Here is a 24077-nt window from a genome sequence, read left to right as displayed (position 1 = left end):
TCATAGGCGATGGCCCGCCGACGATGCTTCGGTTAAGATCGAACGATGCAGGATGGCCCCGTCATCGCCGCCGTCGCCGCGCTTCTCGGCGACCCCGCCCGCGCCAACATGCTCACGGCGCTGATGGACGGGCGCGCCCTCACGGTGAGCGAACTCTCCGAGGTGGCCGGCATCGCCTTGCCGACGGCGAGCGGGCATCTCTCCAAGCTCGAAGCGGCGGCCCTTCTCACCGTCGAGCGGCAGGGACGGCATCGGTATTATCGCTTGTCCGGGTCGGACGTCGCCGTCGTCCTGGAGCACCTGATGGGCTTGGCCCAGCGCACCGGGGCGGTCCGCACCCGAACCGGACCGCGCGACGCGGCCCTGCGCGAGGCCCGTATCTGCTACGACCATCTGGCCGGCGAGCGCGGCGTCCTGCTCCTGCAGGGCCTCATCGCGCGGGGGTGGATCGACGAGGCGGAGACGAATCTCACCGCCTCCGGCCGTGAGGGCCTGACGGATCGGGGACTCGACGTCGCGTCGCTGGAGCGGGGACGCAGGCCCGTCTGCCGCTATTGTCTCGACTGGAGCGAACGCCGGAATCATCTCGGCGGCGCGCTCGGCGCGGCTCTGCTGCACCATGTCCTCGACCGGGCTTGGGCCTCCCGCGCGGACGGCCGCGTGATCGCCTTCACGACGGAAGGCGCGCGCGCCCTGTCAGCCGCCTTCGGTCCTCCCGCCTGAAACGCCCCGATCCGTCTCCTCCACCGCCTCGCACGCAAACGGCGAAGGCGGGGCGTTCACCCCGCGCCAGCGCCCATAGGTCCAGGGGGCGTACCAGGCCGAGCGCGGCGGTAGGGTCTCGGGCACTATGTCGATGCCATGCGTGCCGAACGGGCCGCAGCGGCAGATGCGCGAAAACCCGATCCAGCCGCCCGGCCAGATTCCGTGCCGGCGGATGGCCTCGTCGGTGTAGTCCGAACAGGACGGCCAGTGCCGGCATTGCCGGCCGATCAGGCCCGACAGGGTGAGCTGGTAGCCCCGGATCGCCCAATGGGCCGCGCGCCGGACCATTGCTCTATTCGGCGGCCTGCGTGTCGGGGGAGGCCTGGGCCTTGGCGGCGACCTGATCGAGGGCATTCACCACGGCGTCGAAGGTGAGGAGGGTCGAGGCGTGGCGCGCTTTGAAATCCCGCACCGGCTCCAGCACGGCGAGGTCGGCCCACTCGCCCTGCGGTGCCGGCCCGTTCTCCTTGAGCATGCGGCGCACCGTATCGCGCACCTCCCGAAGCTCGTCCGCCTTGGCGCCGACCACGTGTCGGGCCATCAAAGAGGACGAGGCCTGGCCCAGGGCGCAGGCCTTCACGTCATGGGCGAAGTCCGTCACCGTGCCGTCCTTCACCGAGAGATCGACGGTGACGGTGGAGCCGCAGAGCTTGGAATGGGCGGTGGCGCTGGCATCCGGAGCGTGGAGCCGGCCGAGACGCGGGATGTCGGCGGCGAGTTCGAGAATGCGGCGATTGTAGATGTCGTCGAGCATATGGGAGGTCCCGTCGGGGCGCCGACAGACAGCCGGCTTCCGATCACGATGGTCTGATCCGCATTCCCCGCATTGCGCGGCGGCGCGATAACGACGATATAGGCGCCAGCGTACCGTTTCGCGAGGAGGCGGTTCGTCGACCAGGGTCGCGCCCACGGCCAAGGAGACCTTAACGTTCGGGCGCCGGCCTGCGGTAACGCGGCTGAAAACGCGACCGAGATGGTTCGACGATGTACGCAAAACCAGATAGTTCGACGATGAACGCACGTGTCGCCCGTGCGGGAGATGCCATGGATGCCGCGCTCAAATCCCTCTCCTATCGCCTGACCGACACGGATCATCAGGGAATGGACCCGATTGCCACGGCTGCGCCGGCCACCCTGAACGGCATGCGCAACGACAATTCCCGCCCCGTCGAGGCCCCCGCCGAGGTCGCCCCCCTGCCCGCTTCGGCCAAGCGCGTACCCGATGCCGTGGCCACCGGCCGTCCGAGCCGGGAGGAGGCCGAGGCCGCCGTGCGCACCCTGCTGCGCTGGGCCGGCGACGACCCGAATCGCGAAGGCCTCAAGGATACGCCCGCCCGTGTGGCGAAGGCCTATGGCCAGCTCTTCGGCGGCTACGAGCAGGATGCCGACGCCCTGCTCGAGCGCGTGTTCGAGGAGGTGGAGGGTTATTCCGACATCGTGCTCGTGCGCGACATCCCGTTCTACTCCCATTGCGAGCACCACATGGTGCCGTTCATGGGCCTTGCCCATATCGCCTATTACCCGACCAAGGGCGTGGTCGGCCTGTCGAAGCTCGCCCGCGTGGTCGACACCTTCGCCCGCCGCCTGCAGACGCAGGAGACCATGACGGCCCAGATCGCCGACGTGATCGAGAGCATTCTCAAGCCGCGCGGCATCGCCGTGATGGTGGAGGCCGAGCATCTCTGCATGGCCATGCGCGGCGTGCAGAAGGCCGGCGTCTCCACCCTGACCACGCAGTTTCGCGGCGTGTTCAAGGACGATGCCAACGAGCAGGTCCGGTTCCTGACCCTCGTCCGCAACAACAAGAACTGACGCGGGCATTCCACGCGATGACGGTGAGCCAAGCTACCGCCGCGCCCGGTGGGTTCTCCCCGCCCGGTTCGCGCAAGGATGTGGAGGAAGGCGCAACGCTGACCCCGCGCTTCGACGCGAACGGTCTCGTCGCCTGCATCGCCGTCGATGCCCATGACGGCCGGGTCCTGATGCTTGCCCATATGAACGCCGAATCCCTGCGGCTCACCCTGGAGACCGGCGAGGCCTGGTACTGGTCGCGCTCGCGGAGCGAGCTCTGGCACAAGGGCGCCACCAGCGGGCAGGTCCAGCGCGTCGTCGAGATGCGGGTCGATTGCGACCAGGACGCGCTCCTGATCTCGGTGGAGGTCGGAGGCGATGGCGGATGTTGCCATACCGGGCGACGCTCCTGCTTCTACCGCGCCGTCTCCCTCGATCCGGTATCCGGCGAGGCCCTGCTCGGACCCGCCGGGCCGTGACCTGGGATGGGCTGTCCTTTCGCGGGGTCGCCCTCTACCGCCAGGGCATGCTGTCCACCCTGTCGCAGAAGCCGGTCTTTCCACGGGGCAGTGTCGAGCCCGTGGCCGAACCGAAGCCGTCGGGACCGCGAATCGGTCTGGCTCTGGGCGGCGGTTCCGCGCGGGGCTGGGCGCATATCGGCGTCATCGAGGTGCTGGAAGAGGCCGGCATCCACCCCGATATGGTGGCGGGCTGCTCCATCGGTGCCGTCGTGGGGGGCTGCTACGCCGCCGGCAAGCTCGATCTGCTCAAGGATTTCGCCCTGTCGCTGACGAGGCGGCGGGTCATGGGGCTCCTCGACCTGCGCCTGGGGTCTGGCCTCATCGCCGGCGAGCGGTTGAAGCGCCGCCTCGAAGGCGATCTCGGCACGCGGCGGGTGGAGAACCTGCCGATCCGCTTCGCCAGCGTCGCGACGGATCTCGGCTCGGGCGACGAGGTCTGGCTGACCCGTGGCTCCCTGGTGGAGGCGATCCGGGCCTCTTACGCCCTCCCCGGCCTGTTTCCCCCGGTGCGCCTCGACGGGCGCCTGATGATGGACGGAACGCTGGTAAATCCGGTGCCGGTCAAGCTCGCGCGCGGGCTCGGGGCCGAACTGGTGATCTGCGTGAACCTCAACGGCGATCCGCGGGCCGAGCCCGGTCTGGTGATCGGGCCTGACGGCGACGGTGCCGCCTCGCCGGCCCTGCCCCTCACCACGTCGCGCCGGGGATGGAACCTGCTGAACCGCATGCGCGGCACCGGTCGGCGCGGGCCGGCGCCACGCCCTGCCCCGCCCCGCGAGCCCGGCCCTCCCGGCATGGGGCGCGTGATGTTCGACGCGTTCAACATCACCCAGGACCGGATCTCGCGGGCGAGGCTGGAGCGCGACCCGCCGGATCTCATGCTGTCCCCGCGCCTCGCGGAGATGGGCTTGTTCGAGTTCCACCGCGCCGAAGAGGCGATCCTCCTCGGGCGGGAAGCGGCCAAGGCCGCCCTGCCGCGCATCAGGGAACTCGTCACCCTGGCGGCCGAGCGGGTCTGACCCTGACGAAGCCCCTCCGCTCCGCGTGAGGGATCCCCGACGCCGTGTCAGGCCATGGTGATGTAGTCGCGCATGGCCTGATGCTCCGCCTCCACGGCGGCGATCCGGCGCTTGACCACGTCACCGATGGAGACGAGGCCGGCGAGCCGCCCGTCCTCGACCACCGGCACGTGGCGGAAGCGCCCATCGGTCATCAGCTGCATGACCTCCTCGACGGTGCTCGACCGGGTGCAGGTGGTCACCGACGCCGTCATGTGCTGCGAGATCGGCGCATCGAACGCCCCCGCTCCCTGGCGGGACAGGGCCCGGATGATGTCCCGCTCGGACAGGATGCCGAGGACGGCACCCTCGTCATTGCTCACCACGATGGCGCCGATCCGCTTCTCGGCGAGGAGATGGATGGCGTCGTCCAGGGTCCGGTTCGGCTCCACAGTGACGACTGAGCCGCCCTTCTCGGAAAGGATGCGTGCGACGGTCATGACCATGATCTCCCATAGGCTGTTACGCGGGCCGGGTTGATCCCGGCGCATCACGGAATTGTGTGACGTCATGTCTGACGTGACAACCCACGGGACCGTCCTTCCGATGCCAAAACATGCGGAAAAATTACGCTTTTGCGCCTCCTAAGCGGTCAAACATCGGAAAGAGGAAAAATCCTGCCAGGAACCCGCCCAGATGGGCGTCCCATGCCACGGTCGAGGATTCCGCGCCCAGCGGCAGCGAGATGATCCCGAAGACGAAGTTGGTAACGAGCCAGATGCCGAGGAACATCACCGCCGTGCGGTTGCGCAGAAGCTCGGGGATGGTCTGGAGCGGCGGCTGGGCGGCGTGCTGCCAGGGCTGGCTGGCATGGAAGGACGGCGGCGGCTGGAACACGAAGCGCGCGGCGGCGGCCATCAGCGCCGAGACAGCGGCCGAGGCGCCGATCAGCGGGGCCGTGCTCAACGGGTCGATCGCCACGTGGAGAACGCCTCCCGCCACCGCGCCGATGAGGCCGAGGAGGCCATAGCGCCAGGGGCCGCATCGCCGCGCCACGGGGGAGCCGAAGGCGGCGAGCCAGACCACGTTGAAAATGACATGCGTCCACGAGCCGTGCAGCAACGCATAGGTGGCGAAGGTCCAGAGGCTCGCGGACGGGTTGGCCACCACGTATTGCGCGAAGGCCGCACGGGCCTGGACCACATCCGTGTCGCCTATTGCCGAGGAGGCGGCCGACAGGATCTCCGCGGCCCGGTCCGGGTCCACCGAGGCGAGCCAGCGGCCCGGGATCAGGGCCAGGTTCAGCAGAAGCGTGATGTCCCATTCGTCCGGCAGGACGAATTCCCGCAGGGCATGGAGGCCGAGCAGGAGGGCGATCGAGGCCGTCACCGCGCCGGGCATGTTGAAGACGGGGACGCGGCTTTGGCGCGGCAGATCGGGCATGGCATCCATGGCGCCACCATGTCGGCGCGGATGCCGCCGCCGCAAGCCCCCGGCCCATGCAAATTCAGGCGAGCGATGCGCGATTCAGGCGCAGTCCTCCACGACCCGAAAGGTCCGACGATGCAGGACATCGCCGCGATGGGTGCCGTGCGGCAGCGTTTCCCCCGCCGCGTTAACCCTAATCAGAGCTTAAGCGAGCGTACCGCCTTGGACGGGCATAGAGTGTGCGGCAGGCTTGTTAACCGAACCGGCAGCTGTGTCCAGCGCCGGATGGATCGGGCCGATTTCGAACAGGTCCCAGCGGGACCGTGCCACGACGGGACGCCATGAAGCATCCGACCAGCCGTATGCTCTATCATTACTGGGACCGGCTTCGTGGTACGCGGGCCGCGCCCGAGAGAAGTGAGATCGAGCCCGGCGAGATCCGCAACCTCCTCTCCGAGAGCCTCATCCTCGAACTCGACATGGCGCGCTCGGCCGCGACGGTCCGGCTCGCGGGGACCCGCGTCTGCGCCCTGTTCGGGCGCGAATTGCGCGGCAGCGCCTTCAGCGACATCTGGGGTGCGGGACAGGCCGATCCCTGGCGCCTCGTGGAGACGGTGGCGGTCGATACGGTGGGGATCGTCGCGGGGCTGCGCGGGATGACCCAGAGGGACGAACAGATCGATCTCGAACTCCTGCTTCTCCCCCTGCGCCATCGTGGGCAGACCCAGGTCCGCATGTTCGGGGCGCTGAGCCCGAAAGTCGTTCCGCAATGGCTGGGGCTTCGGCCCGTGACGCGGCTCGAATCCATCTCCCTCCGCGTCCTCGACCCGACCTACGACGTCATCGATCTCGCCAGGAACGATGCCGCCTCCAGCCTCAGGAACCTGCCCGAACCGGCCAATGACAGCGTTCCGGTGCGGCGCGGACATCTCATGGTGCATCCCGGCGGACGGGCCTGATCGATACTTCAATGGACCGATCGCGAGACTGATCTGTCTTCGGCAAAGATTTTCGTAACGAGCCGACCTGTAGGATTGTGCTGACGACGATCGAACCCGAGTGCGGATTTCGCGATGATCGAGGCTTTCGCGCCCGCTGAAACCAAGTTCGCGCCCGCTGAAACCAAGTTCGCGCCCGCTGAAACCAAGCCGGTCCGCCTGTTGCGGCCGTCGGATCTGCGTCGTCATCAGCGCGTCCAAGTCTCCCTCCTCGGCCGCTACATGCTTGCCGACCGGCGTGAATATCCTTGCCAGACGGTCGACATGTCTCCGGGCGGCGTGCGCCTGACCTGCGCGGTCCTGGGCGAACTCGACGAGCGCGTCGTGCTGTATCTCGAGCGTATCGGGCGGATCGAAGGGACCATCGCCCGGTTTCCCAGCGGGGGCATGGCCGTCCGCCTGAGCGCGACCCAGCGCAAGCGCGACAAGATCGCGTCTCAACTCACCTGGATCTCCAACCGTGAGGCGCTCGGCCTGCCCGAAGGCCGCAACCACGAACGTCTCACGCCACAGGAGACAGGCGTGCTCCTGAAGCTCGAGAACGGGCGCGAGGTCGCGGCCCGCATCATCGACGTCTCCCTGTCCGGCGTCGCCCTCTCGACCCAGGCCCAGCCGCCCGTTGGCATGAGCGTCACGGTCGGGCGGACACCGGGGCGCGTGGTGCGCTATTTCGAGGGCGGCATCGGCGTGGGCTTCATGCTGCCGATCTCGCCCGACCTGTTCCATGAAGGCCTGACGCTCTGAGAGCGTCGTCCCGCCTCTCCGGTTGAGGGTGTTCCGTCTGCGCGTTCTGCCGGCATGGCGCTCGCCCGAAGGTCGGAGGCGTCGCGACAGGACCTCCCCAACGCGTCCCGCGCCGGCTGGCCGTTTCGGCCTGTCTCCCCCCTCCGTCGTGACAGCCACGGCGTCCGGCGAGAGCGGGGCCGCAATCGTCGCCGGTCGATCCCGCCTCACCATGGTTACGACTTCCTGATCGTCATCGCGCGAATGCGAGTCTTCGATTCAGCGGGTGATTGGCTCTGACCCGCAGGAGCTCCGTCCCGGGGCCGAATCGATAAAATTGCGCGTATCCGCTTCAGCGCGGCTCAGGAAGCGTGGCGGCATCGTGTTCCTCGTTGGACGAGGTGGTCGCGATGGCACGGACGAAATCATTCTTGCTGGGGATGCTCGCGGCATTGGCGCTGTTCGGCGCCGGCGCGTCGCAGGCCCAGACCATGGCCGCCCTGCCCTCGCCCTCCCCCTCCGCCGATGTTCTCGGTGTCGCCCGCCCCATCGTTGGCTGGGTCTCGTTCTGCCAGCGTTACCCGGCCGAGTGCGCCATCGACGCGAACGAGCCGCCCCGTATCGCCCTCACCCCCGCCACCTGGAGCCTGATCGTCTCGGTCAATCGCCGGGTGAATACCGGTCTGCGGGCCGTCACCGACACGGAGCATTGGGGGGAAGCCGACCGCTGGGACCTCGCCGAGGACGGAATGGGAGATTGCGAGGATTTCCAGCTGGTCAAGCGCAAGCGTCTCGCCGATGCCGGCCTCTCCCGCCGCGCCATGCGGATGACCGTGGTCATCGACGAGAAGGGCGAAGGGCATGCCGTACTGACGCTCCTCACCGACCGGGGCGAGTTCATCCTCGACAATAAGACCAGCGAGATCGTGCCCTGGTATCGGACCGGTTACGTCTTCATCAAGCGCGAGAGCCAGGATTCAGTGGCCTGGGTTTCGCTAGGCGGTGTCACGTCTCCGGTGACCACTGCGAACCGCTGAACCGGATTCTCTCGGGTTGCACGAAAACATCACGTCTGTGCCATGGAACCCATGGCGATGTGGGAAGTTAATTTGAGTTTAACTTTTGAATTGAGCCCTGGCCCTGGCCGTGCCAGTTTCTTGCCTTCGGCAACGAATGGCAGGGCGACCGGAATGCGGCACGCGGTTCTGCGAGGCGTCGACGGCGGAAGCTACTCGGCAAGTGGGCTCTCATACGGAGTTACTTGCGGGGTTACTTGCGGGCTTTCTTGGCGACGCATTGGACGTGCGGCCAAGCTGTCCCTGGTCGGCTCCATCCTGCTCCTCGGTGGGGCCGCGACGCAAGCGCGCCCGGTCGCCGCCCTGCCGGATGCGCCGGCGGTGAACGAGAGTGGCGGCGCCCGCCCGGTGGCGGCCTGGAACGGGTTCTGCGCCAAACACCCTGCCGAATGCATCGTCGACACGTCGCAGCCCGCGATCATCGCCCTCAATCCGGCGATCTGGCGCACGCTCACCAGCGTCAACCGTCGCGTCAACGCGCGCATCCATCCGATCACCGACATGGCCCATTGGGGCGTCGTAGACCGCTGGGACTTTCCCGATGACGGCTTCGGCGATTGCGAGGATTTCCAGCTTCTGAAGCGTCGGATGCTGGTGGAGCGGGGGCTCCCCCGTCGCGCCCTGCGGATGACCGTGGTCATCGACGATATTGGCGAAGGCCATGCGGTCCTGATGGTCCGCACCGACAAGGGCGATCTCATCCTCGACAACAAGACCACCGCGATCCTGTCCGCGCCGCGCACCGGCTACACCTACGTCAAGCGCGAGGGCCAGGACGGCATGGCCTGGGTCTCGCTCAACGGCGTCGCCTCGCCGGTGGCCACCGCCAACCGCTGAGAAGGGCGGTGCCGATCCGTCCGCGCCGGACGGGCCATGGCGCGAGGCGATGCGATGTCCCGTATCGTCATCCGGCCGCCGCTGCGGCTCGCCCTGATCAGCCGGTGATGAAATGGGCGAGATCGAGCGCGACCCGGCCCGAGAGCAGGCTCCAGCCGCAGGCGACGATCGTGGCAATCATGACGAAGGGGATCGGGCGGCGCTCGATCCGCCGGCCTCGTACGGTGTTGCGCAGGATGATGAAGGGCGCGCCGAAGGCCAGGATCGGCAGGGCCGCCACCGCTCCGACGCCGCCGCGTTCCAGCAGGCTGAAGCTCGCGCGACGGTCCGAGACGAGTTCGAAGGCGCTGGCGAGGAGGCCCGACAGGGCGAGGCCGACGCACAGGGTCTTGATCGATTCGATGGCGGAGGGGCTGATATCCATGGCGCGCTCGACCGTTGATGACGGATTGAGCACGCACTCTGCCAGAGCGTTTACGAGTTGTTAAGGATGTCCCGGCGTCGGGACGAGCCGACGCACAGGGAGGACTACGCGCATTCGGGCATTGTGCTGGTCGCGGCTTGCGAACGTCCGCGACCGGCTTGCGCGATTCTATGGCTGCTTCGGCTTTAGTCTTCGAGATCGATGTCGAGGATCGCCATGGCGAAGTTGAACGAGCGATCGCCGTCCTCGTCATCGACTGAGACCACGCCGAGGAATTCCTCGCCGAGATAGACCTCGGCGGAATCGTCCTTCTTGGGGCGCGCGACGAGACGGATATTCGTGTTGGCGAATGTCCGGCGCATATAGTCCTGGACCTTCGTGATGTCGGTCTTGTTCACGCGTTCGCCTCTTGATTCGTCGATGGTCGGTGGAGGCCGGGCTCGCTTCGAGCGACCGAGTCCCTCCGGATGGGCACCGCTTGCCACGCCGCTTCGCCATGGGCAAGTCGCTGCGGGCACGCGCGGGCCGCCGGTTCAGATGCCCTCGGCCATGTGGATGAACTGGTCGATATTGACGAACTGGTCCATGGCGCGCGCCGGCTCGGCGCAGCCGGCGGTGCCGACCACGCGGGCGGGCACGCCCACCACCGTGGTGTGGGCCGGCACCGGGCGCAGGACCACGGAACCGGCCGCGACGCGGGCATATTCGCCGACTTCGATGTTGCCCAGGATCTTGGCGCCGGCACCGATCATGACGCCGCGGCGGATCTTGGGGTGGCGATCGCTGCCTTGCTTGCCGGTGCCGCCCAGGGTCACGGCGTGCAGGATCGAGACGTCGTCCTCGATCACGGCGGTGGAGCCGACGACGACGCCGGTGGCATGGTCGAGGAAGATACCGCGTCCGATGCGGGCGGCGGGATGGATGTCGGTCTGGAAGACCTCGGACGAGCGGCTCTGCAGGTAGAGCGCCAGGTCTCGCCGGCCGCTGGTCCAGTACCAATGCGCCAGCCGGTGCGCCTGGATGGCGTGAAATCCCTTGAAGTACAGCACGGGTTCGATGGCGCGGCCCGCCGCCGGGTCACGGTCCAGCACGGCCCCGATATCGGCGCGGAAGCTGTCGCCGATACGCGGGTCGGCGGCGATGGCCTCGTGAAATCCATGCGCCACGAGCTCGGCCGGAAGCGACGGATGGCCGAGGCGCGCAGCCACGCGGTGGGACACGGCGGCTTCGAGCGTCGCCTGGTTGAGGATCGTCGCCACGATGAAGGAGGCGAGTTGAGGTTCCTCGCGAACCACGGCTTCGGCCTCGCCGCGCAGGCGCGACCAGACCGGATCGACGGTGCCGGCGATGGCTTCGTTCCCGATCGCGGGATTCGAGAAGGGGCTGGCGGACATGGATTCCTCCGCGATGCGAGGTCTATGGCGGGCGGGGCCTATGCGGCCGGATCGCCATGTCAGGGGCCGGACGGCCGTGCCGGGAGCCGATACGGGAGAACACTCTCCCCGGGGTCAAGGGAGAACGGAGCACTCCGTTCCCCTTGGGTGCGTCCCATAGCGTGGGGAAAGGCCGCCCCCGTATCAAGGGGGCTTCCTGAGCTACCTTCCCGAACCACCTCTCGGTGTTACTCAGCGTGTCAGGCGCTGCGCCGGAAATCGACCGATCCGAAACGCGCATCGATCACGGCGGCGAGCCGGTCGATCATCTCTTCCAGGGGAACGTCGGACGTATCCACCACCGCCGGAGCGCGGGCATAGAGCGGCTCGCGGCTGAGCAGCACGGCACGCAGTTCCTGCATGGCGGAGGCATGGTCGCCCGTGGTGGCGAGCTTGCCCTGGTCGCGCACGCGCTGCATGTGCTCCTCGGGCTTCGCCCTGAGCCAGACGGTGAAGAAGGCCTGGAGAAGCAGGTCGTAAGTCAGGGGCTCGGCGACGATGCCGCCGCTGGTGGCCAGGATCATCGGGCCGGGATGTTCGGTGAGCCGGCGCAAGGCAGCCTGTTCGAGGCGGCGATACCCTTCCTGGCCGTAGATCGCGAAGATCTCCTTCACCGAGAGCGCGTTCTCACGCTCGATCTCGGCGTTGAGCTCGATGAAGGTCCAGCCCAGGCGTTCCGCCACCCGGCGGCCGAGGGTCGATTTGCCCGCTCCGCGCAGGCCGACCAGGGCCACCCGCGGCATCGGGGTGTCACCGTTGGACATGGCGTGGCCGGACAGGATGCCCTTCGCCAGGGTGATCTGTTCCGCCGATGCCGAACCGAGAAGGTCGCGGATCACGTGCCAGTCAGGCGGGGTGTCCTGCACGGCGATCATGTCGTCGAGCCGCACGCCCATGGCATCCGCCACGCGACGAAGCAGGATGATCGACACGTTGCCCTGCCCGCTTTCGAGCTGTGCAATGTAGCGCTCCGACAGACCCGAGGTCTGGGAGAGGAGTTTCCGCGAAAGGCCGCGCACTGTCCGCGCATGCCTCACACGCCGACCGAGTTCGGCCAGAAAAATCGATTCTTGTTCAGCCGCGCCGGCCATGCCGTCGTCCGTCTTCCGTGTTCGCGTCCCGGACCTGACCGTCCCGGAGGCTGATGGCCTCACCATATCCCGCCACGCGATCTTGGCTCGGCACGAAATTCGTGCCGGCGAGATCGATTGCAGCAGGCTCCCAAGCGCCGGTCGCGATCCTTCATTCCATGGTCGTTTGACCAAGATCAGGCTCGTGACGAGGCTTCACAATCGTCAGTTTGGGGCCCGATGTACAAGACTTGCACTTCAAGCTCCGTGTTGGAAGCCTGATCTTGCAACCTCATGCGCTCTCGATGCCGCACTGCACCATGTGATGTCGAAAGAGAGCATACGCAAGCGAAACATGCGTGTCCCCGCCGCAATCGGCATGACAGGAGAACATTCACGTATGTTTGTTTCTGAATGGTTTCAGCTTTGTCCCGATCAGGGACAGACGGGGCACTTGCCGCCTTTCGGGTAAGGCGCTCGACGCGGTGACGGGGCTTTCGAGGGCCTACTGGCTGGGCGGAAGCGCCGAGGCTTCCATGATGGTGCCGGGTGTCGGTGCCTTCTTCGCGACGATCGGGCGGCCCACCGAGGCCAGAACGACCGCCGAAGGACGACGCGGCGGCAGCGGCACTTCCACTTTCTCCGTCACGGAGAACTCGGCGGCGCCCGCGACGGCGGCCGGCTGGGGCATTGCCGGATTCACCGACAGGGCGGCCAAAGCCGTGGCCTGAGGGGTGGCGGCCGGCGCATGGGCGGGGCCGATCTCCGCCACGGCCGGAGCGAGGCCGGACAAGGCGGCCGGCCGGCGCGGCGGCAGCGGGACTTCCACCAGCTCGGTCGGCACGGGCGGAGTGGTCAGGCTCGGAGCATAGGCCAGGGCCGTTCCGGCGGCGGTGACGTTCGCATCGGGCTGCGCCTTGCGCTGCGCGCCGAAGCCACGGGTGAACACGTCGCTGAAGGCCGCGCTCGATTGCGGCGAGGCGGCCGTGGTGTCCTCGATGCCGGCGACCAGGGTGCCCTGACGCTTGCCGGCGTAGTAATAGCCCCGATTGTAATAAGTATAGGCTTGGTGGGTGTTGCCCTTGGCGGTGCGATAGGCGCCGGCGAGATAGGCAATGCCATAACGAAGATTGATCTTCGGATCGTAGAGACCCGCCGCATCCCCGCGATATCCCATGCCGCGTGCGGTGGCATGCTTGATCTGCATCAGGCCGAGGGCGCTGCCGCCCTTCGCGTTGGGATTGTAGTTGCTTTCGCGCTTGACGACCTGGTGGACGAAGCTCGCCGGAACGCCGTTTGCCTTTGCCTGCTCCTCGATCAGCGCATCAATGTTGTCGCGGGCCGGGGTGCCTTGGCCGAGAACCGGGCCCGGCAGGACGGCCGCAGCCACGGCGAGGAGCAGGAGGCGCTGATTCATTCGGAGACCCGGTGGCGTCGTTCTTGATCTGAGGCCAAGGGTCGAGGCCAAATGAGGCCGGAAGGCGGCTCCACTGTCATGATTGCGGGAAAGCGGAGCCGTTTCTCCGCGTGCTGTGGCGCACATGGCACAGGCCTGAACGCGACCCCGGCCAGTGGCCCGGCGGATTCGCCAGCATTGCCAAGGAGCTGAGCCGTACGGGGCAAGGATCGGCGGGGTTTGCGCGTCAGCGCGTCAAGAGAATTTCATCCACCGCTTTTGCGAACCCGTCCTCGTCATTTGCCGACGTCACCGCCGACGCGGCCCGTTTCACCGCCTCATCGGCATTGCCCATGGCCACCGAGAACCCGCTGCGTGCGAACATCGCCACGTCGTTGGCGGCATCGCCGAGGGTCGCGATCCGTGCATGAGGAATCCCGAGGCGGCGCGCGATCTCGTCGACGAATGTCCCCTTGCCCTGCCCGTACGGCGTCACGTCAAGATAATAGGCCTGGGAGCGATGGACGTCGGCGCCGTGTCCCAGAGCCTCGGCGACCCGGCTCTCGCATGCGGCCAGATGATCGGGATCGGCGCTGACGCCGACGATCTTGGATGCGCCCACGAGAAGGGGACCGAGATCCTCGACGCGGGTGGGTTCGGCCTGGAGGGTCCGGCGTTCGAGATCGGTATAGGGCCCATGGGGGTTGCGCAGGTTCCACTGCCCCCTCGCGAACACCCAGATATCGAGGCCGAGCCCGTCGAGGAGCCGCACGGCCTGGCGGGCCGTCTCCTCCGGGAGGAGATGTTCGGCGAGGATCTGCCCATCCGGGGCGAGCAGGGTGCTGCCGTTGAAGGCGCCGATCGGATGACGCAGGCCGAGGTCGGCGATCAGCGAGGTGAGCCCCATCGGCGGCCGGGCGGAGGCGATGGTGAAACCGATGCCCGCCGCGTCGAGCCGCCGGACGGCGTCCCGGCTGCGCTGGGTCAGGCTCTTGTCGGAGGTGACGAGGGTTCCGTCCACGTCGGAGATCACGAAGGCGATCGCCCGGTCGCCGGAGGGAGGGCCCGACATCATGCTGTGTCCTGTCTGATGGGATCGTCGGGCTGCAAACCCGATCGGTCCAGGATCGTTGCCACGATGGCCTCCGCACTGCCGACGATCGGCACCGCCAGCGCGCCCTCCTCCGGGCGCGGCGGTTCGAGCGCGGCGAATTGGCTGTCGAGGAGGGCACCCGGCATGAAGTGGCCGGTGCGGCGGGCGATGCGGGCCGCGATCAGGTCGCGGTCGCCGTCGAGATAGACGATGCGAATGCCCGCCCGCCCCTGGACGAGCGCATCGCGATAGGCCCGCTTCAGGGCCGAGCAGGCGAGAACGCCCGGTTTACCGGTCTCCAGGCGTGTGCCGATCCAGGCCGACATCGCCGCCAGCCATGGGGCGCGGTCGGCATCGTCGAGGGCGTGGCCATCCCGCATCCTGGCCACGTGTTCCGCGCTGTGGAAGGCGTCACCATCGACGAAATCCCACCCGAGGCGCTCGGCCAATAGCCCGGCGATCGTGCTCTTGCCCGAGCCCGAGACGCCCATCACGATGAAAATTCGAGGCGGGCCCTGATCCGGTTCGATGCTCAAGACCCGGTCGCCGTGCCGGTGTCGATCCGGGGGCCTTTCACCCGGTCCCGCAGGCGCTGCGGGCCGAGCGCCATGGCGAAGAAGTCGTATTCGCCGCGACGATCGTTGGCAAAGAGAAACTGGAAATGCATCCGGAACGGCCGCCATCGCACTTTGAGGTAGGTTTCCGGGTCGATGATCTCACGGAACTTGGCCGAGCGCACCAGCGGGTTGCGCGGGGGGCGGCCGCCGAGGTCGAGGGGCAGGCGCTCCACCGGATCGAAATCGGGGAAGTTCATCCAGTCCTGGGGGGCATAATAATCGACCCAGACGATCCTTTCCGAGACGACGAGGCTCGCGATGTCCGATTGCACCCGGCGCGCCTCCTTCTGCAGGGCGACGATGGGCAGGCCCGAGCCGAGGGTCAGCAAGGAAAAGGCCGTCGTTCCCGTGCCGATCGCCGGATCGGCGGCGAGCACGCGGGCGGCGACTTCCACCGCCGTGAGCGCGCCGGTCGAATGGCCGAGGATGAGCACTTCGTCGAGCTCCGTACCCTCCGCCCGGAATGCCGCGAGGCGGTCCACGACCAGGGCGGCGAAAGCGTCGACGCGGGTTTCGTAGTCGCGCCGCCGTCCCTGGCCGTGCTGCCAGTTGAAGACCCAGTCGTTGAGTAATTGCCAGAAGAACGCGCGTTCCAGCAGGGCATCGAGGGATTTGATCCAGACGAGGCCGGCCGCGAGGCCCAGCGGCACCGTCACCCAGGCCGGCCATTGCAGGCTGTGCCCGAATCCGTCTCCCAGATGAGCATGGATCTGATGTGCGATCAGGCCGCTCACGAGGGTGAGGAGGAGGATCAGGCCGAGCGGATAGAGGATGACGTTGCCGTATTTCCAGTTCAGCCGGTAGAACTTCACCGCCATGCCGGTGACGATGGCCTGGAGGCTGCCCGCGAACAGCAGGAGGACGCTGACGATGCGCCAGCGGGCGAAATCCTTGAGCACGATGTCGTCCCAGAGCAGGACGTCGTAGCTCGTCTCCGCTCCGCCGACCTCCGGTTCGGCGGCCACGGTCCAGCGCTGGGAAAGCCCGTCCGCCCCCATGACCGCGCGTCCGGGGCGGCGCTTGGCCTCACCGAACCTCTTGGCATGGAGAGTCAGCTCGCGCACGAACAGCATGCGGTAGCGGGTACGCCCTTCCGGATCGTAGCCCGGCACATAGAAGACGTGCCGGCGCCGCACGGGGCTTCGTGCGCCGTCACCGTGGGTCCGCTCGGCGCGCGTGCCGGGAGGGCGGTCGGGGATCGTGTCAGACAAAGGCATCCTGCTCGGCTGTCCTCGCAGGTGCCCCCTGCTCGTAGGTCGGGAAATTCGCACGCCGATCCGCCCACCGTCGAGCGATTTCGGCAGTAAGACGAGACAGATGCGGCCAAGTAGCCCCGTACGTCGTCCGTTGCGAAGCGCCGACGGCAAGTCCAGGAGCTCGGCATGTGGGTATCGGGGACGATCCGTTGCACGCGTCCCGACGGGACGGCACTGTGTCCAACCCGCCACGGACAGTGACAAGGCTTTGGTTTAGGCAGCGGATGAGAGAAACCGACAGGCGAAACTGCATGCGCACTCTGCCTATCGTCCTTATCACCACGCTTTCGGTGTCGGGATGCGGCGCTTTCCTGCCCGCCGCCGGTCCGTCGACCACGGCCGTGGTGGACGGCGCGGATCAGGCGACGAGCGAAGGGACCTTCGCCCGCTACGAACTCATCGACATGAACTCCGCCGTGGTGGAGGCCCTGCGCGGACGCTCCCTCGATAGCCTGTTCGCATCCTTCGGCGATCGTCGCGCTCCGGCGGAATCCGTGATCGGCATCGGCGACGCCGTGGCTGTCTCGGTGTTCGAAGCAGGTTCGGGCGGCCTGTTCTCGGGCCCGCTCACGGTCAATTCATTCTCCGCCGGCTCGAAGGCGGCGCAGCTGCCCGAGCAGGTCGTCTCGCGCGACGGCGCGATCTCGATCCCCTATGCCGGCCGGATCCAGGTGGCCGGACGGCGGACGCAGGACGTCCAGGCGTTGATCGAGACGGAGCTCGCCGGCAAGGCGATCCAGCCTCAGGTGATCGTCACCGTGACCCGGCCGGTCTCGCAATCGGTGACGGTCGGTGGTGAATCCATCGGCGGCGCCCGCGTCCCGCTCGGTACCCAGGGCGATCGCATCCTCGACGTCATCGCCACCGCAGGCGGGGTCAAGACGCCCGTCAACGAGACCTTCGTGCGCCTGTCGCGGGGCGGTACGACGGCGACGGTGCCGCTGACGACCGTGGTGTCGAACCCCAAGGAAAACATCTACCTGCGCCCCAACGACAACCTCACCCTGGTGCGCGATCCCCAGACCTTCCTGGCGGTCGGCGCGCTGGGTCAGGCCACGGAAATCCCGTTCCAGGCCGAGGGCATCACGTTGGCGCAGGCGCTGGCCAAGGCACGCGGTCAGCGCGATGCCGATGCCGATCCGACCGGGACCTTCATCTTCCGCTTCGAGCCGGCGGCGGTGGTCCGTCGCCTGAAGCCCGGAAGCCCGCTTCTCGGGACACCTCTCGTTCCCGTGGTCTATCGCGTCGACATGCGCGACCCGAACAGCCTGTTCCTCACCCAGGCCTTCCGCATGCGCAACCGCGACATGGTCTACGTCTCGAACGCGCCGTTCACCGAGATCAAGAAGGTCCTCTCCGTCTTCTCGGCGGCGGCCCAGCCGGTCATGACCGGCGTACGCGTCGGCGGTTCCTTCGACTGAGGCCGGCCGGATCGTCATGGGTCGGATCGTCATGCGCCGGGGCGGTTCGGTTCCGCACCGACCACGCGGGGGCTTGCACGCACTTGCGTTATGGACCGCCTTGCCTCACGGCTCGACGATGCCATGGGTGCCGGGGGGCAACTCGTAGGGCCCGCTCGTCTTAGAGTGGACCGGACGGGTTTTGGGGCGGGGCGACATGAGGATGAGACGGGTGGCCTGCTTTTTCGGGCTGGCGAGCGTGGCCCGCCATCTGGCCTCGCGGCGCAAGGCCGCCGCAACGTTACGGAAGGCCGCCGCCACGTCACGGAAGGCCGCCGCCACGCGACCGAACACCGCCGCCACGCTGCTGAGATCCGCTGTCACCACGCGAAGCGCCGCGTGCGGAAGTCTCGCCGTGTTCCTGGCCGTCGCTCCCGCCCATGCCGACGTGACCGTCGGCGTGGCGGTTCCGCAATCGGGTGCCTATGTCGCCGTCGGCGAGCAGGTTCTTCGTGGGGTTCGCGCCGCGGTGCGGGACGCCAACGCCAAGGGCGGCCTCGCCGGGCAGACGATCCAGCTCGACGTCCAGGACGATGCCTGCGATTCCAACAAGGCCGTGGGAGTCGCCAAGCATTATGCCGCGAGCGATGTGCGCCTCGTCGTGGGTCATGTCTGTTCCAACGCCTCGCTGGCGGCGTCCGAAGTCTATGCCGCCAACGGCATCGCCATGGTCACGGCGGCGTCCGTCGCCGCCAAGCTCACCGATCGCGGCCTCCAGAACGTGTTCCGGGTATGCGGGCGCGACGACGATCAGGCCAAGCTCTCGGCCACGGTTCTGGCGGAGCGTTTCCGCGACAAGAAGATCGCCATCCTCAACGACCAGAGCCCCGGCTCCCGGGCGCTCGCCGCCGCCACCAAGGACAACCTCAACCGGATCGGCATCAACGAGGCCCTGGCGACCGCCTTCGTCGCCAGCGACGCGGACGATGCGGCCCTGGCCGATCGGCTGAAGGAGGCGGGGATCTCGGTGGCCTATTACGGGGGCGACGCTCTCGAAATGGGCCGCCTCGTGCGGATCTCGGCGGAACGGGGCTTCCGGCCACAATGGTTCGGCACCTCCGCCATCGCCACGCAGGATTTCGCCACCGCGGCCGGGCCGGCCAGCAACGGCGTGCTGATGACCTTCTACCTCGATCCGCGCCGCAAGCCGGAGGCGGCTGCCGTGGTCCAGGCGCTCAAGGCGCAGGGCGGCGACGTGGAGGGCTCGACGATCTATGGCTACGCCGCCCTTCAGGCCCTGGTGGAGGCGGGGAACTTCGCCCGCAGCACGGATGCACGCCGCATCGTCTCCGCGCTCCATACGGAGCGGTTCGATCTCGTCCTCGGTTCGGTCGGTTTCGACGGCAAGGGCGACGTCACCGCCCAGGGCTACGTGCTCTATGTCTGGAAGGACGGGACCTTCACTTACGCGCCCCCTCCCTGACGGAGTTCGGCCGGTGAGGCCGAAGGAAGGGCGCGCGCGAAGGAATATCGGATCGATTTGCCTCCTGCCCCGTTCGTGAACGGACCGAGAGACGGGGGAAGCGAGTTTTTGAAGCGAGTTGTCATGGCCTCACACCCTGCGCGCCGCAGCCTGCTCGCCGCCGGATTGGGCGGTGCCGCCGCCCTGTCGATGGGGGGAGCCCGGGCCGAGACGATGCCCGAGACGCGCTGGCGGCTGGCCTCCCACTATCCGAAATCCCTCGATGTCCTGTTCGGCGCGCCGGAGACGCTCGCGCGCCTCGTGGCCGAGGCGACGGACGGTCGTTTCCAGATTCAGGTGCTTGCGCCGGGTGAGCCGGTACCGGCCGAGGGGGTGATCGATGCGGTGTCCGCCGCGACGGTGGAGATGGGACACGCGCCGGCCACCCTCGGCAGCGGGAAGGACCCGACCTTCGCTCTCGCCTCCGCCCTGCCCTTCGGTCTCAATGCCCGCGGCCAGAATGCATGGTGGCTCCAGGGCGGCGCGGCCGACCTGTTCGCGGAGGTCTTCGCCAAGCATGGGTTGGTGAGCCTCCCCGGCGGGAATACCGGGGCGCAGATGGGTGGCTGGTTCCGCCGGGAGGTGAAGAGCGCGTCCGATCTCCAGGGCATGAAGATCCGCATCGCGGGTCTCGGTGGTCAGGTGCTGGCGAAGTTCGGCGCGGTGCCCCAGACGACGCCGGGGCCGGAGATCTATGCCGGCCTCGAATCGAAGGCCCTCGATGCGGCGGAGTGGATCGGCCCCTACGACGACGAGAAGCTCGGATTGCAGAAGGTGGCGCCCACCTACCATTACCCCGGCTTCTGGGAAGGGAGCGCGATGCTGCATTTCTGGATCGGCGCCGAGGCCTGGAAAGCCTTGCCGAAGGCCTATCGCGCCATTCTCCAGGCCGCCGCCGCCCAGGCCCATGCCGAAGTTCTGGCAAAATACGATGCGCGCAACCCCCGCGCTCTGCGCCGTCTGGTGGCCGCCGGCGCACAGCTCCGGCCCTTCCCCCAGGACGTCATGGAGACGGCCCTGAAGCATTCCAACGACGTCTATGCCGAGATTTCTGCCAAGAACGCCGATTTCAAGCGCATCTACGAGGCGATGAAGACCTTCCGGAACGAGGAATATCTCTGGTTCCAGGTGGCGGAATACACCTACGACAATTTCATGATCCGGGCCCGCGCTCGCGGATGAGCACCCCGTGCTGACGGGCGCTGCGCGGCTGCGGACAGAAAAAAGGCCGCTCCGAAGAGCGGCCCGAAGTCTAGGGAGGAAACGCCCAAGAAGGGCAGCGGGAGCGCGACGCCATCGCGTTCCCGCAATGCACAATCTGAGCGTCCTGGGCGGAAATGCAAGGCCGTTCGTGCAACGGAGCCATCTGTTTTCGTGTGGCGTCGCACTTCCTAATCCCGCTGTAACGAAAATGTCGCAGGCCAAGATCAGCCCCAGTCTTCCTGGTCATCCGTGTGATGCAAGCCGATGAGTGCATTCGGAAACCCGGCCTCTGCATTGGGTGGAACGCTACGAATTCTGGCGTTTCCATCTCCCTGACCCGCACCTCGCGAGATCATTCATCTTCACCTTCCGCTTGGCGGGAGAGCAAACTTCGACGGAAACGGGGCGGTGACACACGATGGCGATCCAGGCGAAGCGAATACGGGACTTGAACGACGCCGAACCCGATGCGGACGGCTCCTACGTCCTCTACCTGCTGCAGCAGGCCAACCGCGCCCATTGCAACCCGGCCCTGGAACTCGCCATCGAGGAGGCCAACCGGCTCGGCCTTCCCGTCGTCGTCTGTTTCGGACTTCTCGACGGCGCCAACGGGTTTCCCGAAGCCAATGCGCGCCACTACGCCTTCCTGCTGCAGGGGCTCGCCGACGCGAAGGCAGGGCTGGAGGCGCGCGGCATCGATTTCGTGATGCGCAAGGCCTCGCCGGCCGAGATCGCCATCGACCTTTCAGCCAAGGCGGCCCTCCTCGTCCTCGACCGGGGCTATCTCGCCATCCAGAAGCGCTGGTACGGCGAGATCGCGAAAGCCGTGACGATCCGCGTCGTCCAGGTGGAGGGGGACGTAGTGGTGCCGGTGGAGGTCGCCTCCCCGAAGCATGAATTCGCGGCCCGCACCCTGCGTCCCAAGATCCTGAAGCTCCTCGACGAGTATGTGGAGGAGCTCAAACCCCGCACCGTGAAACACAAGGCCGGGCGCGAGCTGCCGAAGAGTGAGATCGACGTGTCGGACCCGGAGGCGGTGCTGGCGGGAATGAGCCTCGACCGCGAGGTCGCTCCGGTGACGCGCTTCACCGGCGGCGAGACGGAGGCGCGCCGGCGCCTGAAGGCCTATCTCGCCGGGCCGTTCGGCTCCTACGGCACCGACCGCAACCGGCCCGAAGCGGGGGCCGCCTCGCATATGAGCCCCTACCTGCATTTCGGGCAGATCTCTCCGGTGGAGATCGCCCTGGCGGTACGGGCCTCGAAGGCGGGTGCGTCGGAGGACAAGGCCTCCTATCTCGAGGAACTCGTGGTGCGGCGGGAGCTCGCCATGAACCATGTGAACTACACGGAGCGCTACGACAGTTTCGAGCACGCGGTGCCGGACTGGGCGCGCAAGGCCCTGGCCGAACACGCCGATGACGAGCGGCCCATCCTCTACACCGAGGCCGAACTCGCCGAGGGCAAGACCCACGACGAATACTGGAACGCCGCCCAGGCCGAGATGCGGGTGACCGGCTATATGCACAACCACCTGCGCATGTACTGGGGCAAGAAGATCCTCGAATGGTCTCCGAGCGCGGAGGAAGGGTTCCGGCGGACCCTGCGCCTCAACAACCGCTACTTCCTCGACGGGCGCGACGCCAATTCCTTCACCAACGTCGCCTGGGTCTACGGCCTGCACGACCGCCCCTGGGCGCGCCGTCCAATCTTCGGGACGGTGCGCTACCAGAGCGAGAACTCGCTCCGGAAATTCGACGCCAAGGCCTATCTCAAGACCGTCGGCGAACTCTGCCAAGCTGAGGAGAAGGCGGGAAAGACACCGCGCAGGACGAGCTGAGGGGCGGTACACGCCTTGCGTCGCGGGCTTCGCCTGGCAAGTGTCCTTGCTTCGTGAGGGGGCTTGCTTGGCGAGAGTCCTCGGGCCTTCGGTTCGTGCCGGACAAGCGCTGTACACGCTCGTGATCCTTCCCGTCTTTCCGGGGCGCCAGAGGCGAGCCCGGAATCCAGAACCACCGGTGGAGCAGAATGAAGATCGACCTCTGGTCCTGGATTCCGGGCTCCGCTCTGCAGCCCCGGAAAGACGGGGTCGGTTCACGAACGTGTCGCCCATCCGACGATCGATCGCCCACGCAGGCCGGCGATCATGCTTGAGCCCGCTCCCGCCTCCCCTCCGCCGCGCAGGCGACTGGACCGCTGGCGTGGGGCGGCCTCCGATGCGGCGCCCCTGTGGCGGCAGCGCCTGCTGTTCCTGTTCGGAGGCCTCTGTGTCGGGCTCGCTGCCGTTGGGATGGCCAAGCTCGCGGATTGGGCGCACGAAGTATTCCGCTGGATCGTCTCGCCCTCCCCCCTCGTCGCCCTGGTGCTGACGCCGCTCGGCTTCGCCATCGCGATCCTGCTCGCCATTCGGGTGTTCCCGAACTCGCAAGGCTCGGGGATTCCCCAGGTGATCGCCGCGCGCCATACGGAGGACCCGGCGATCCGCAACGCCCTGGTCTCCCTCAAGACGGCGTTCGGCAAGATCCTGGTCATGACGCTGGGCCTCGTCTGCGGCGCCTCGACGGGGCGCGAGGGACCGACGGTCCAGGTGGGGGCCGCGATCATGGCGGCATTCGGCCGGCTCGACGCGGAACGCCTGCCGGGTGTCCTCCTCGCCGGTGGCGCGGCGGGAGTCGCCGCCGCCTTCAACACGCCCATCGCCGGCATCGTCTTCGGCATCGAGGAGTTGAGCCGGACCTACGAGGCCCGCACCAGCGGTCTCATCGTCGCCACCGTCATCGCGGCCGGTCTGACCGCGCTGGCGATCCAGGGCGACTACACGTATTTCGGCACCACCAAAGCCGCCCTGCCCTTCGGGCCGGGTTGGATCGCCGTGGCGATCCTCGGCGTGTTCGGGGGGATCGCGGGGGGCCTGTTCGGCCGCGTCACCCTCCTCTTCGCAAGGGGGCTGCCCGGTCGGATCGGCGGTGCCATCCGCCGCCACCCCATCGTGTTCGGCGCCCTCTGCGGGCTCGGCGTCGCCCTGTGCGGCCTCGCCTCCGGCGGCACGGTCTACGGCACCGGCTACGAGGAGGCCCGCGCCATGCTGCACGGCACCGATACCGGGCATCCGGCCTATGCCCCGCTGAAATTCCTCGCGACGGTGTTCTCCTCCATCAGCGGCATTCCCGGCGGCCTGTTCGCTCCCTCCCTCAGCGTCGGTGCTGGGATGGGCGTCTGGCTGCACGGCCTGTTCGCGGACGTGCCCATCGGCGCGCTCGTGCTCATCGGCATGGTCGCCTACCTCACCGGCACGCTCCAGGCGCCGATCACCGCCTTCGTCATCGTCACCGAGATGACCCAGGACCACGCGATGATGATCCCGCTCATGGTCACCGCCCTCATCGCCGACGCGGTCTCGAAGCTGATCTGCCGCGAAGGGCTCTATCACGCGCTGGCCGCCACGATCCTGGAGAAGGCGGAATCCGGTGCCGCGCCCGTCATCGCGACGCCGCACAAGCTTGAGCGGAACGCTTGACCCGACAGGAGG

26 protein-coding genes are annotated in these 24077 nt (G+C 67.6%); 13 read left to right on the top strand and 13 right to left on the bottom strand.

From position 1 onward, the window contains the following. Positions 1–45 precede the first annotated feature (45 nt). Positions 46–723: an ArsR/SmtB family transcription factor gene (locus tag ACYQML_RS14955; RefSeq protein WP_461233232.1), complete on the top strand. Its 678-nt coding sequence runs from the start codon at positions 46–48 to the stop codon at positions 721–723. Here ACYQML_RS14955 and yidD read toward each other — a convergent pair. Together yidD and ACYQML_RS14945 are read right to left on the bottom strand one after the other, a co-directional pair. Continuing rightward, a complete protein-coding gene (yidD, locus tag ACYQML_RS14950; protein ID WP_461233231.1) occupies positions 697–1053 on the bottom strand; it encodes a membrane protein insertion efficiency factor YidD in 357 nt (118 codons plus the stop codon). The two genes, ACYQML_RS14955 and yidD, sit on opposite strands and share 27 nt — an antisense overlap. A gap of 4 nt (positions 1054–1057) precedes the next feature. Then, complete coding sequence (locus ACYQML_RS14945) at positions 1058–1519, bottom strand: iron-sulfur cluster assembly scaffold protein (RefSeq protein ID WP_207412683.1); 462 nt, start codon at positions 1517–1519, stop codon at positions 1058–1060. Between the two features lie 230 nt (positions 1520–1749). Between ACYQML_RS14945 and folE the strand changes: the two genes are divergently transcribed. Genes folE through ACYQML_RS14930 form a run of 3 tightly spaced genes read left to right on the top strand, consistent with a single transcriptional unit; the run spans position 1750 to position 4096 of the window. Next, entirely contained in the window at positions 1750–2577 is an 828-nt protein-coding gene (gene folE / locus ACYQML_RS14940) for a GTP cyclohydrolase I FolE (RefSeq protein ID WP_419952816.1), read from the top strand. Positions 2578–2594: 17 nt separating this feature from the next. Further along, positions 2595–3035 (top strand): phosphoribosyl-AMP cyclohydrolase, encoded by a 441-nt coding sequence (gene hisI, locus ACYQML_RS14935; protein ID WP_311275511.1) that lies wholly within the window; start codon positions 2595–2597, stop codon positions 3033–3035. Beyond that, complete coding sequence (locus ACYQML_RS14930) at positions 3032–4096, top strand: patatin-like phospholipase family protein (protein WP_405030619.1); 1065 nt, start codon at positions 3032–3034, stop codon at positions 4094–4096. The genes hisI and ACYQML_RS14930 overlap by 4 nt, the downstream gene beginning before the upstream one ends. Positions 4097–4143: 47 nt before the next feature. Here the strand turns inward: ACYQML_RS14930 and ACYQML_RS14925 are convergent, their stop codons facing one another. Next, a complete protein-coding gene (locus ACYQML_RS14925) occupies positions 4144–4575 on the bottom strand; it encodes a CBS domain-containing protein (protein ID WP_026175981.1) in 432 nt (143 codons plus the stop codon). Between the two features lie 127 nt (positions 4576–4702). Beyond that, on the bottom strand, positions 4703–5527 hold the full coding sequence (locus tag ACYQML_RS14920; RefSeq protein ID WP_461224141.1) for a rhomboid family intramembrane serine protease: 825 nt from the start codon (positions 5525–5527) through the stop codon (positions 4703–4705). 317 nt (positions 5528–5844) lie between these two features. Here ACYQML_RS14920 and ACYQML_RS14915 point away from each other — a divergent pair, with 317 nt between their 5' ends. The 4 genes from ACYQML_RS14915 (at position 5845) to ACYQML_RS14900 (ending at position 9137) form a co-directional block, all read left to right on the top strand. Further along, a complete protein-coding gene (locus ACYQML_RS14915) occupies positions 5845–6462 on the top strand; it encodes a PAS domain-containing protein (protein WP_056429377.1) in 618 nt (205 codons plus the stop codon). A 114-nt stretch (positions 6463–6576) separates the two neighbouring features. Then, the gene (locus tag ACYQML_RS14910) at positions 6577–7245 is read left to right on the top strand and encodes a PilZ domain-containing protein (protein ID WP_461233230.1); all 669 of its coding nucleotides are present in this window, start codon (positions 6577–6579) and stop codon (positions 7243–7245) included. A gap of 419 nt (positions 7246–7664) precedes the next feature. Further along, the gene (locus tag ACYQML_RS14905) at positions 7665–8261 is read left to right on the top strand and encodes a transglutaminase-like cysteine peptidase (protein ID WP_419952893.1); all 597 of its coding nucleotides are present in this window, start codon (positions 7665–7667) and stop codon (positions 8259–8261) included. Positions 8262–8414: 153 nt separating this feature from the next. Then, positions 8415–9137, top strand: a complete 723-nt coding sequence (locus ACYQML_RS14900; protein WP_461233229.1) for a transglutaminase-like cysteine peptidase — start codon at positions 8415–8417, stop codon at positions 9135–9137. A gap of 97 nt (positions 9138–9234) precedes the next feature. On the opposite strand, the gene ACYQML_RS14895 is transcribed toward ACYQML_RS14900, so the two are convergent. The 8 genes from ACYQML_RS14895 to ACYQML_RS14860 form a co-directional block, all read right to left on the bottom strand. Then, positions 9235–9561, bottom strand: coding sequence for a DUF6949 family protein (locus ACYQML_RS14895; protein WP_207413933.1), 327 nt, complete (start codon positions 9559–9561; stop codon positions 9235–9237). 185 nt (positions 9562–9746) lie between these two features. Then, positions 9747–9959 carry a DUF3126 family protein gene (locus tag ACYQML_RS14890; protein WP_461233228.1) on the bottom strand — a complete coding sequence of 71 codons (213 nt, stop codon included), beginning with the start codon at positions 9957–9959 and terminating at the stop codon, positions 9747–9749. Between the two features lie 135 nt (positions 9960–10094). Next, on the bottom strand, positions 10095–10955 hold the full coding sequence (gene cysE, locus ACYQML_RS14885) for a serine O-acetyltransferase (protein ID WP_056429370.1): 861 nt from the start codon (positions 10953–10955) through the stop codon (positions 10095–10097). 239 nt (positions 10956–11194) lie between these two features. Next, a complete protein-coding gene (locus tag ACYQML_RS14880) occupies positions 11195–12151 on the bottom strand; it encodes a helix-turn-helix transcriptional regulator (protein WP_082470531.1) in 957 nt (318 codons plus the stop codon). Positions 12152–12569: 418 nt separating this feature from the next. Then, complete coding sequence (locus ACYQML_RS14875; protein ID WP_311275504.1) at positions 12570–13481, bottom strand: transglycosylase SLT domain-containing protein; 912 nt, start codon at positions 13479–13481, stop codon at positions 12570–12572. A gap of 226 nt (positions 13482–13707) precedes the next feature. Next, complete coding sequence (locus ACYQML_RS14870) at positions 13708–14532, bottom strand: Cof-type HAD-IIB family hydrolase (protein ID WP_461233227.1); 825 nt, start codon at positions 14530–14532, stop codon at positions 13708–13710. Then, the gene (locus ACYQML_RS14865) at positions 14532–15044 is read right to left on the bottom strand and encodes a gluconokinase (RefSeq protein ID WP_056429433.1); all 513 of its coding nucleotides are present in this window, start codon (positions 15042–15044) and stop codon (positions 14532–14534) included. The genes ACYQML_RS14870 and ACYQML_RS14865 overlap by 1 nt, the downstream gene beginning before the upstream one ends. A 41-nt stretch (positions 15045–15085) precedes the next feature. Next, a complete protein-coding gene (locus tag ACYQML_RS14860) occupies positions 15086–16387 on the bottom strand; it encodes an alpha/beta hydrolase (protein ID WP_461233226.1) in 1302 nt (433 codons plus the stop codon). Positions 16388–16677: 290 nt separating this feature from the next. Here ACYQML_RS14860 and ACYQML_RS14855 point away from each other — a divergent pair, with 290 nt between their 5' ends. After that, the gene (locus tag ACYQML_RS14855; protein WP_056429361.1) at positions 16678–17847 is read left to right on the top strand and encodes a polysaccharide biosynthesis/export family protein; all 1170 of its coding nucleotides are present in this window, start codon (positions 16678–16680) and stop codon (positions 17845–17847) included. Between the two features lie 105 nt (positions 17848–17952). Here ACYQML_RS14855 and ACYQML_RS14850 read toward each other — a convergent pair whose 3' ends face one another. After that, positions 17953–18210 (bottom strand): hypothetical protein, encoded by a 258-nt coding sequence (locus ACYQML_RS14850; RefSeq protein WP_461226823.1) that lies wholly within the window; start codon positions 18208–18210, stop codon positions 17953–17955. Between the two features lie 31 nt (positions 18211–18241). Between ACYQML_RS14850 and ACYQML_RS14845 the strand changes: the two genes are divergently transcribed. From ACYQML_RS14845 to ACYQML_RS14830, 4 genes are all read left to right on the top strand, one after another. Beyond that, positions 18242–19309: a branched-chain amino acid ABC transporter substrate-binding protein gene (locus ACYQML_RS14845; RefSeq protein WP_348646177.1), complete on the top strand. Its 1068-nt coding sequence runs from the start codon at positions 18242–18244 to the stop codon at positions 19307–19309. A 123-nt stretch (positions 19310–19432) separates the two neighbouring features. Further along, positions 19433–20530, top strand: a complete 1098-nt coding sequence (locus tag ACYQML_RS14840) for a TRAP transporter substrate-binding protein (RefSeq protein ID WP_207413930.1) — start codon at positions 19433–19435, stop codon at positions 20528–20530. 439 nt (positions 20531–20969) lie between these two features. Further along, positions 20970–22388, top strand: coding sequence for a deoxyribodipyrimidine photo-lyase (locus ACYQML_RS14835; RefSeq protein WP_461233225.1), 1419 nt, complete (start codon positions 20970–20972; stop codon positions 22386–22388). Positions 22389–22694: 306 nt separating this feature from the next. After that, on the top strand, positions 22695–24065 hold the full coding sequence (locus ACYQML_RS14830; protein WP_461233224.1) for a chloride channel protein: 1371 nt from the start codon (positions 22695–22697) through the stop codon (positions 24063–24065). Positions 24066–24077 lie beyond the last annotated feature (12 nt).

It is taken from the genome of Methylobacterium sp. CM6244 (assembly GCF_054817885.1).
The sequence above is the reverse complement of the archived record's forward strand: the minus strand, read 5'-3'. Positions and strand labels throughout refer to the sequence as shown.

Excerpts from the sequence above, each read along its gene's own strand:
- ACYQML_RS14925 (WP_026175981.1), bottom strand. The coding sequence starts at position 4,575 with ATGACCGTCGCACGCATCCTTTCCGAGAAGGGCGGCTCAGTCGTCACT.
- ACYQML_RS14905 (WP_419952893.1), top strand. The coding sequence starts at position 7,665 with ATGCTCGCGGCATTGGCGCTGTTCGGCGCCGGCGCGTCGCAGGCCCAG.
- ACYQML_RS14955 (WP_461233232.1), top strand. The coding sequence starts at position 46 with ATGCAGGATGGCCCCGTCATCGCCGCCGTCGCCGCGCTTCTCGGCGAC.
- ACYQML_RS14865 (WP_056429433.1), bottom strand. The coding sequence starts at position 15,044 with ATGGGCGTCTCGGGCTCGGGCAAGAGCACGATCGCCGGGCTATTGGCC.
- ACYQML_RS14880 (WP_082470531.1), bottom strand. The coding sequence starts at position 12,151 with ATGGTGAGGCCATCAGCCTCCGGGACGGTCAGGTCCGGGACGCGAACA.
- ACYQML_RS14900 (WP_461233229.1), top strand. The coding sequence starts at position 8,415 with ATGCGGCACGCGGTTCTGCGAGGCGTCGACGGCGGAAGCTACTCGGCA.
- ACYQML_RS14855 (WP_056429361.1), top strand. The coding sequence starts at position 16,678 with ATGCGCACTCTGCCTATCGTCCTTATCACCACGCTTTCGGTGTCGGGA.
- ACYQML_RS14945 (WP_207412683.1), bottom strand. The coding sequence starts at position 1,519 with ATGCTCGACGACATCTACAATCGCCGCATTCTCGAACTCGCCGCCGAC.
- ACYQML_RS14915 (WP_056429377.1), top strand. The coding sequence starts at position 5,845 with ATGAAGCATCCGACCAGCCGTATGCTCTATCATTACTGGGACCGGCTT.
- ACYQML_RS14910 (WP_461233230.1), top strand. The coding sequence starts at position 6,577 with ATGATCGAGGCTTTCGCGCCCGCTGAAACCAAGTTCGCGCCCGCTGAA.
- hisI (WP_311275511.1), top strand. The coding sequence starts at position 2,595 with ATGACGGTGAGCCAAGCTACCGCCGCGCCCGGTGGGTTCTCCCCGCCC.
- yidD (WP_461233231.1), bottom strand. The coding sequence starts at position 1,053 with ATGGTCCGGCGCGCGGCCCATTGGGCGATCCGGGGCTACCAGCTCACC.
- ACYQML_RS14920 (WP_461224141.1), bottom strand. The coding sequence starts at position 5,527 with ATGGATGCCATGCCCGATCTGCCGCGCCAAAGCCGCGTCCCCGTCTTC.
- ACYQML_RS14835 (WP_461233225.1), top strand. The coding sequence starts at position 20,970 with ATGGCGATCCAGGCGAAGCGAATACGGGACTTGAACGACGCCGAACCC.
- cysE (WP_056429370.1), bottom strand. The coding sequence starts at position 10,955 with ATGTCCGCCAGCCCCTTCTCGAATCCCGCGATCGGGAACGAAGCCATC.
- ACYQML_RS14870 (WP_461233227.1), bottom strand. The coding sequence starts at position 14,532 with ATGTCGGGCCCTCCCTCCGGCGACCGGGCGATCGCCTTCGTGATCTCC.
- ACYQML_RS14830 (WP_461233224.1), top strand. The coding sequence starts at position 22,695 with ATGCTTGAGCCCGCTCCCGCCTCCCCTCCGCCGCGCAGGCGACTGGAC.
- ACYQML_RS14875 (WP_311275504.1), bottom strand. The coding sequence starts at position 13,481 with ATGAATCAGCGCCTCCTGCTCCTCGCCGTGGCTGCGGCCGTCCTGCCG.
- folE (WP_419952816.1), top strand. The coding sequence starts at position 1,750 with ATGTACGCAAAACCAGATAGTTCGACGATGAACGCACGTGTCGCCCGT.
- ACYQML_RS14840 (WP_207413930.1), top strand. The coding sequence starts at position 19,433 with ATGGCCTCACACCCTGCGCGCCGCAGCCTGCTCGCCGCCGGATTGGGC.
- ACYQML_RS14860 (WP_461233226.1), bottom strand. The coding sequence starts at position 16,387 with ATGCCTTTGTCTGACACGATCCCCGACCGCCCTCCCGGCACGCGCGCC.
- ACYQML_RS14895 (WP_207413933.1), bottom strand. The coding sequence starts at position 9,561 with ATGGATATCAGCCCCTCCGCCATCGAATCGATCAAGACCCTGTGCGTC.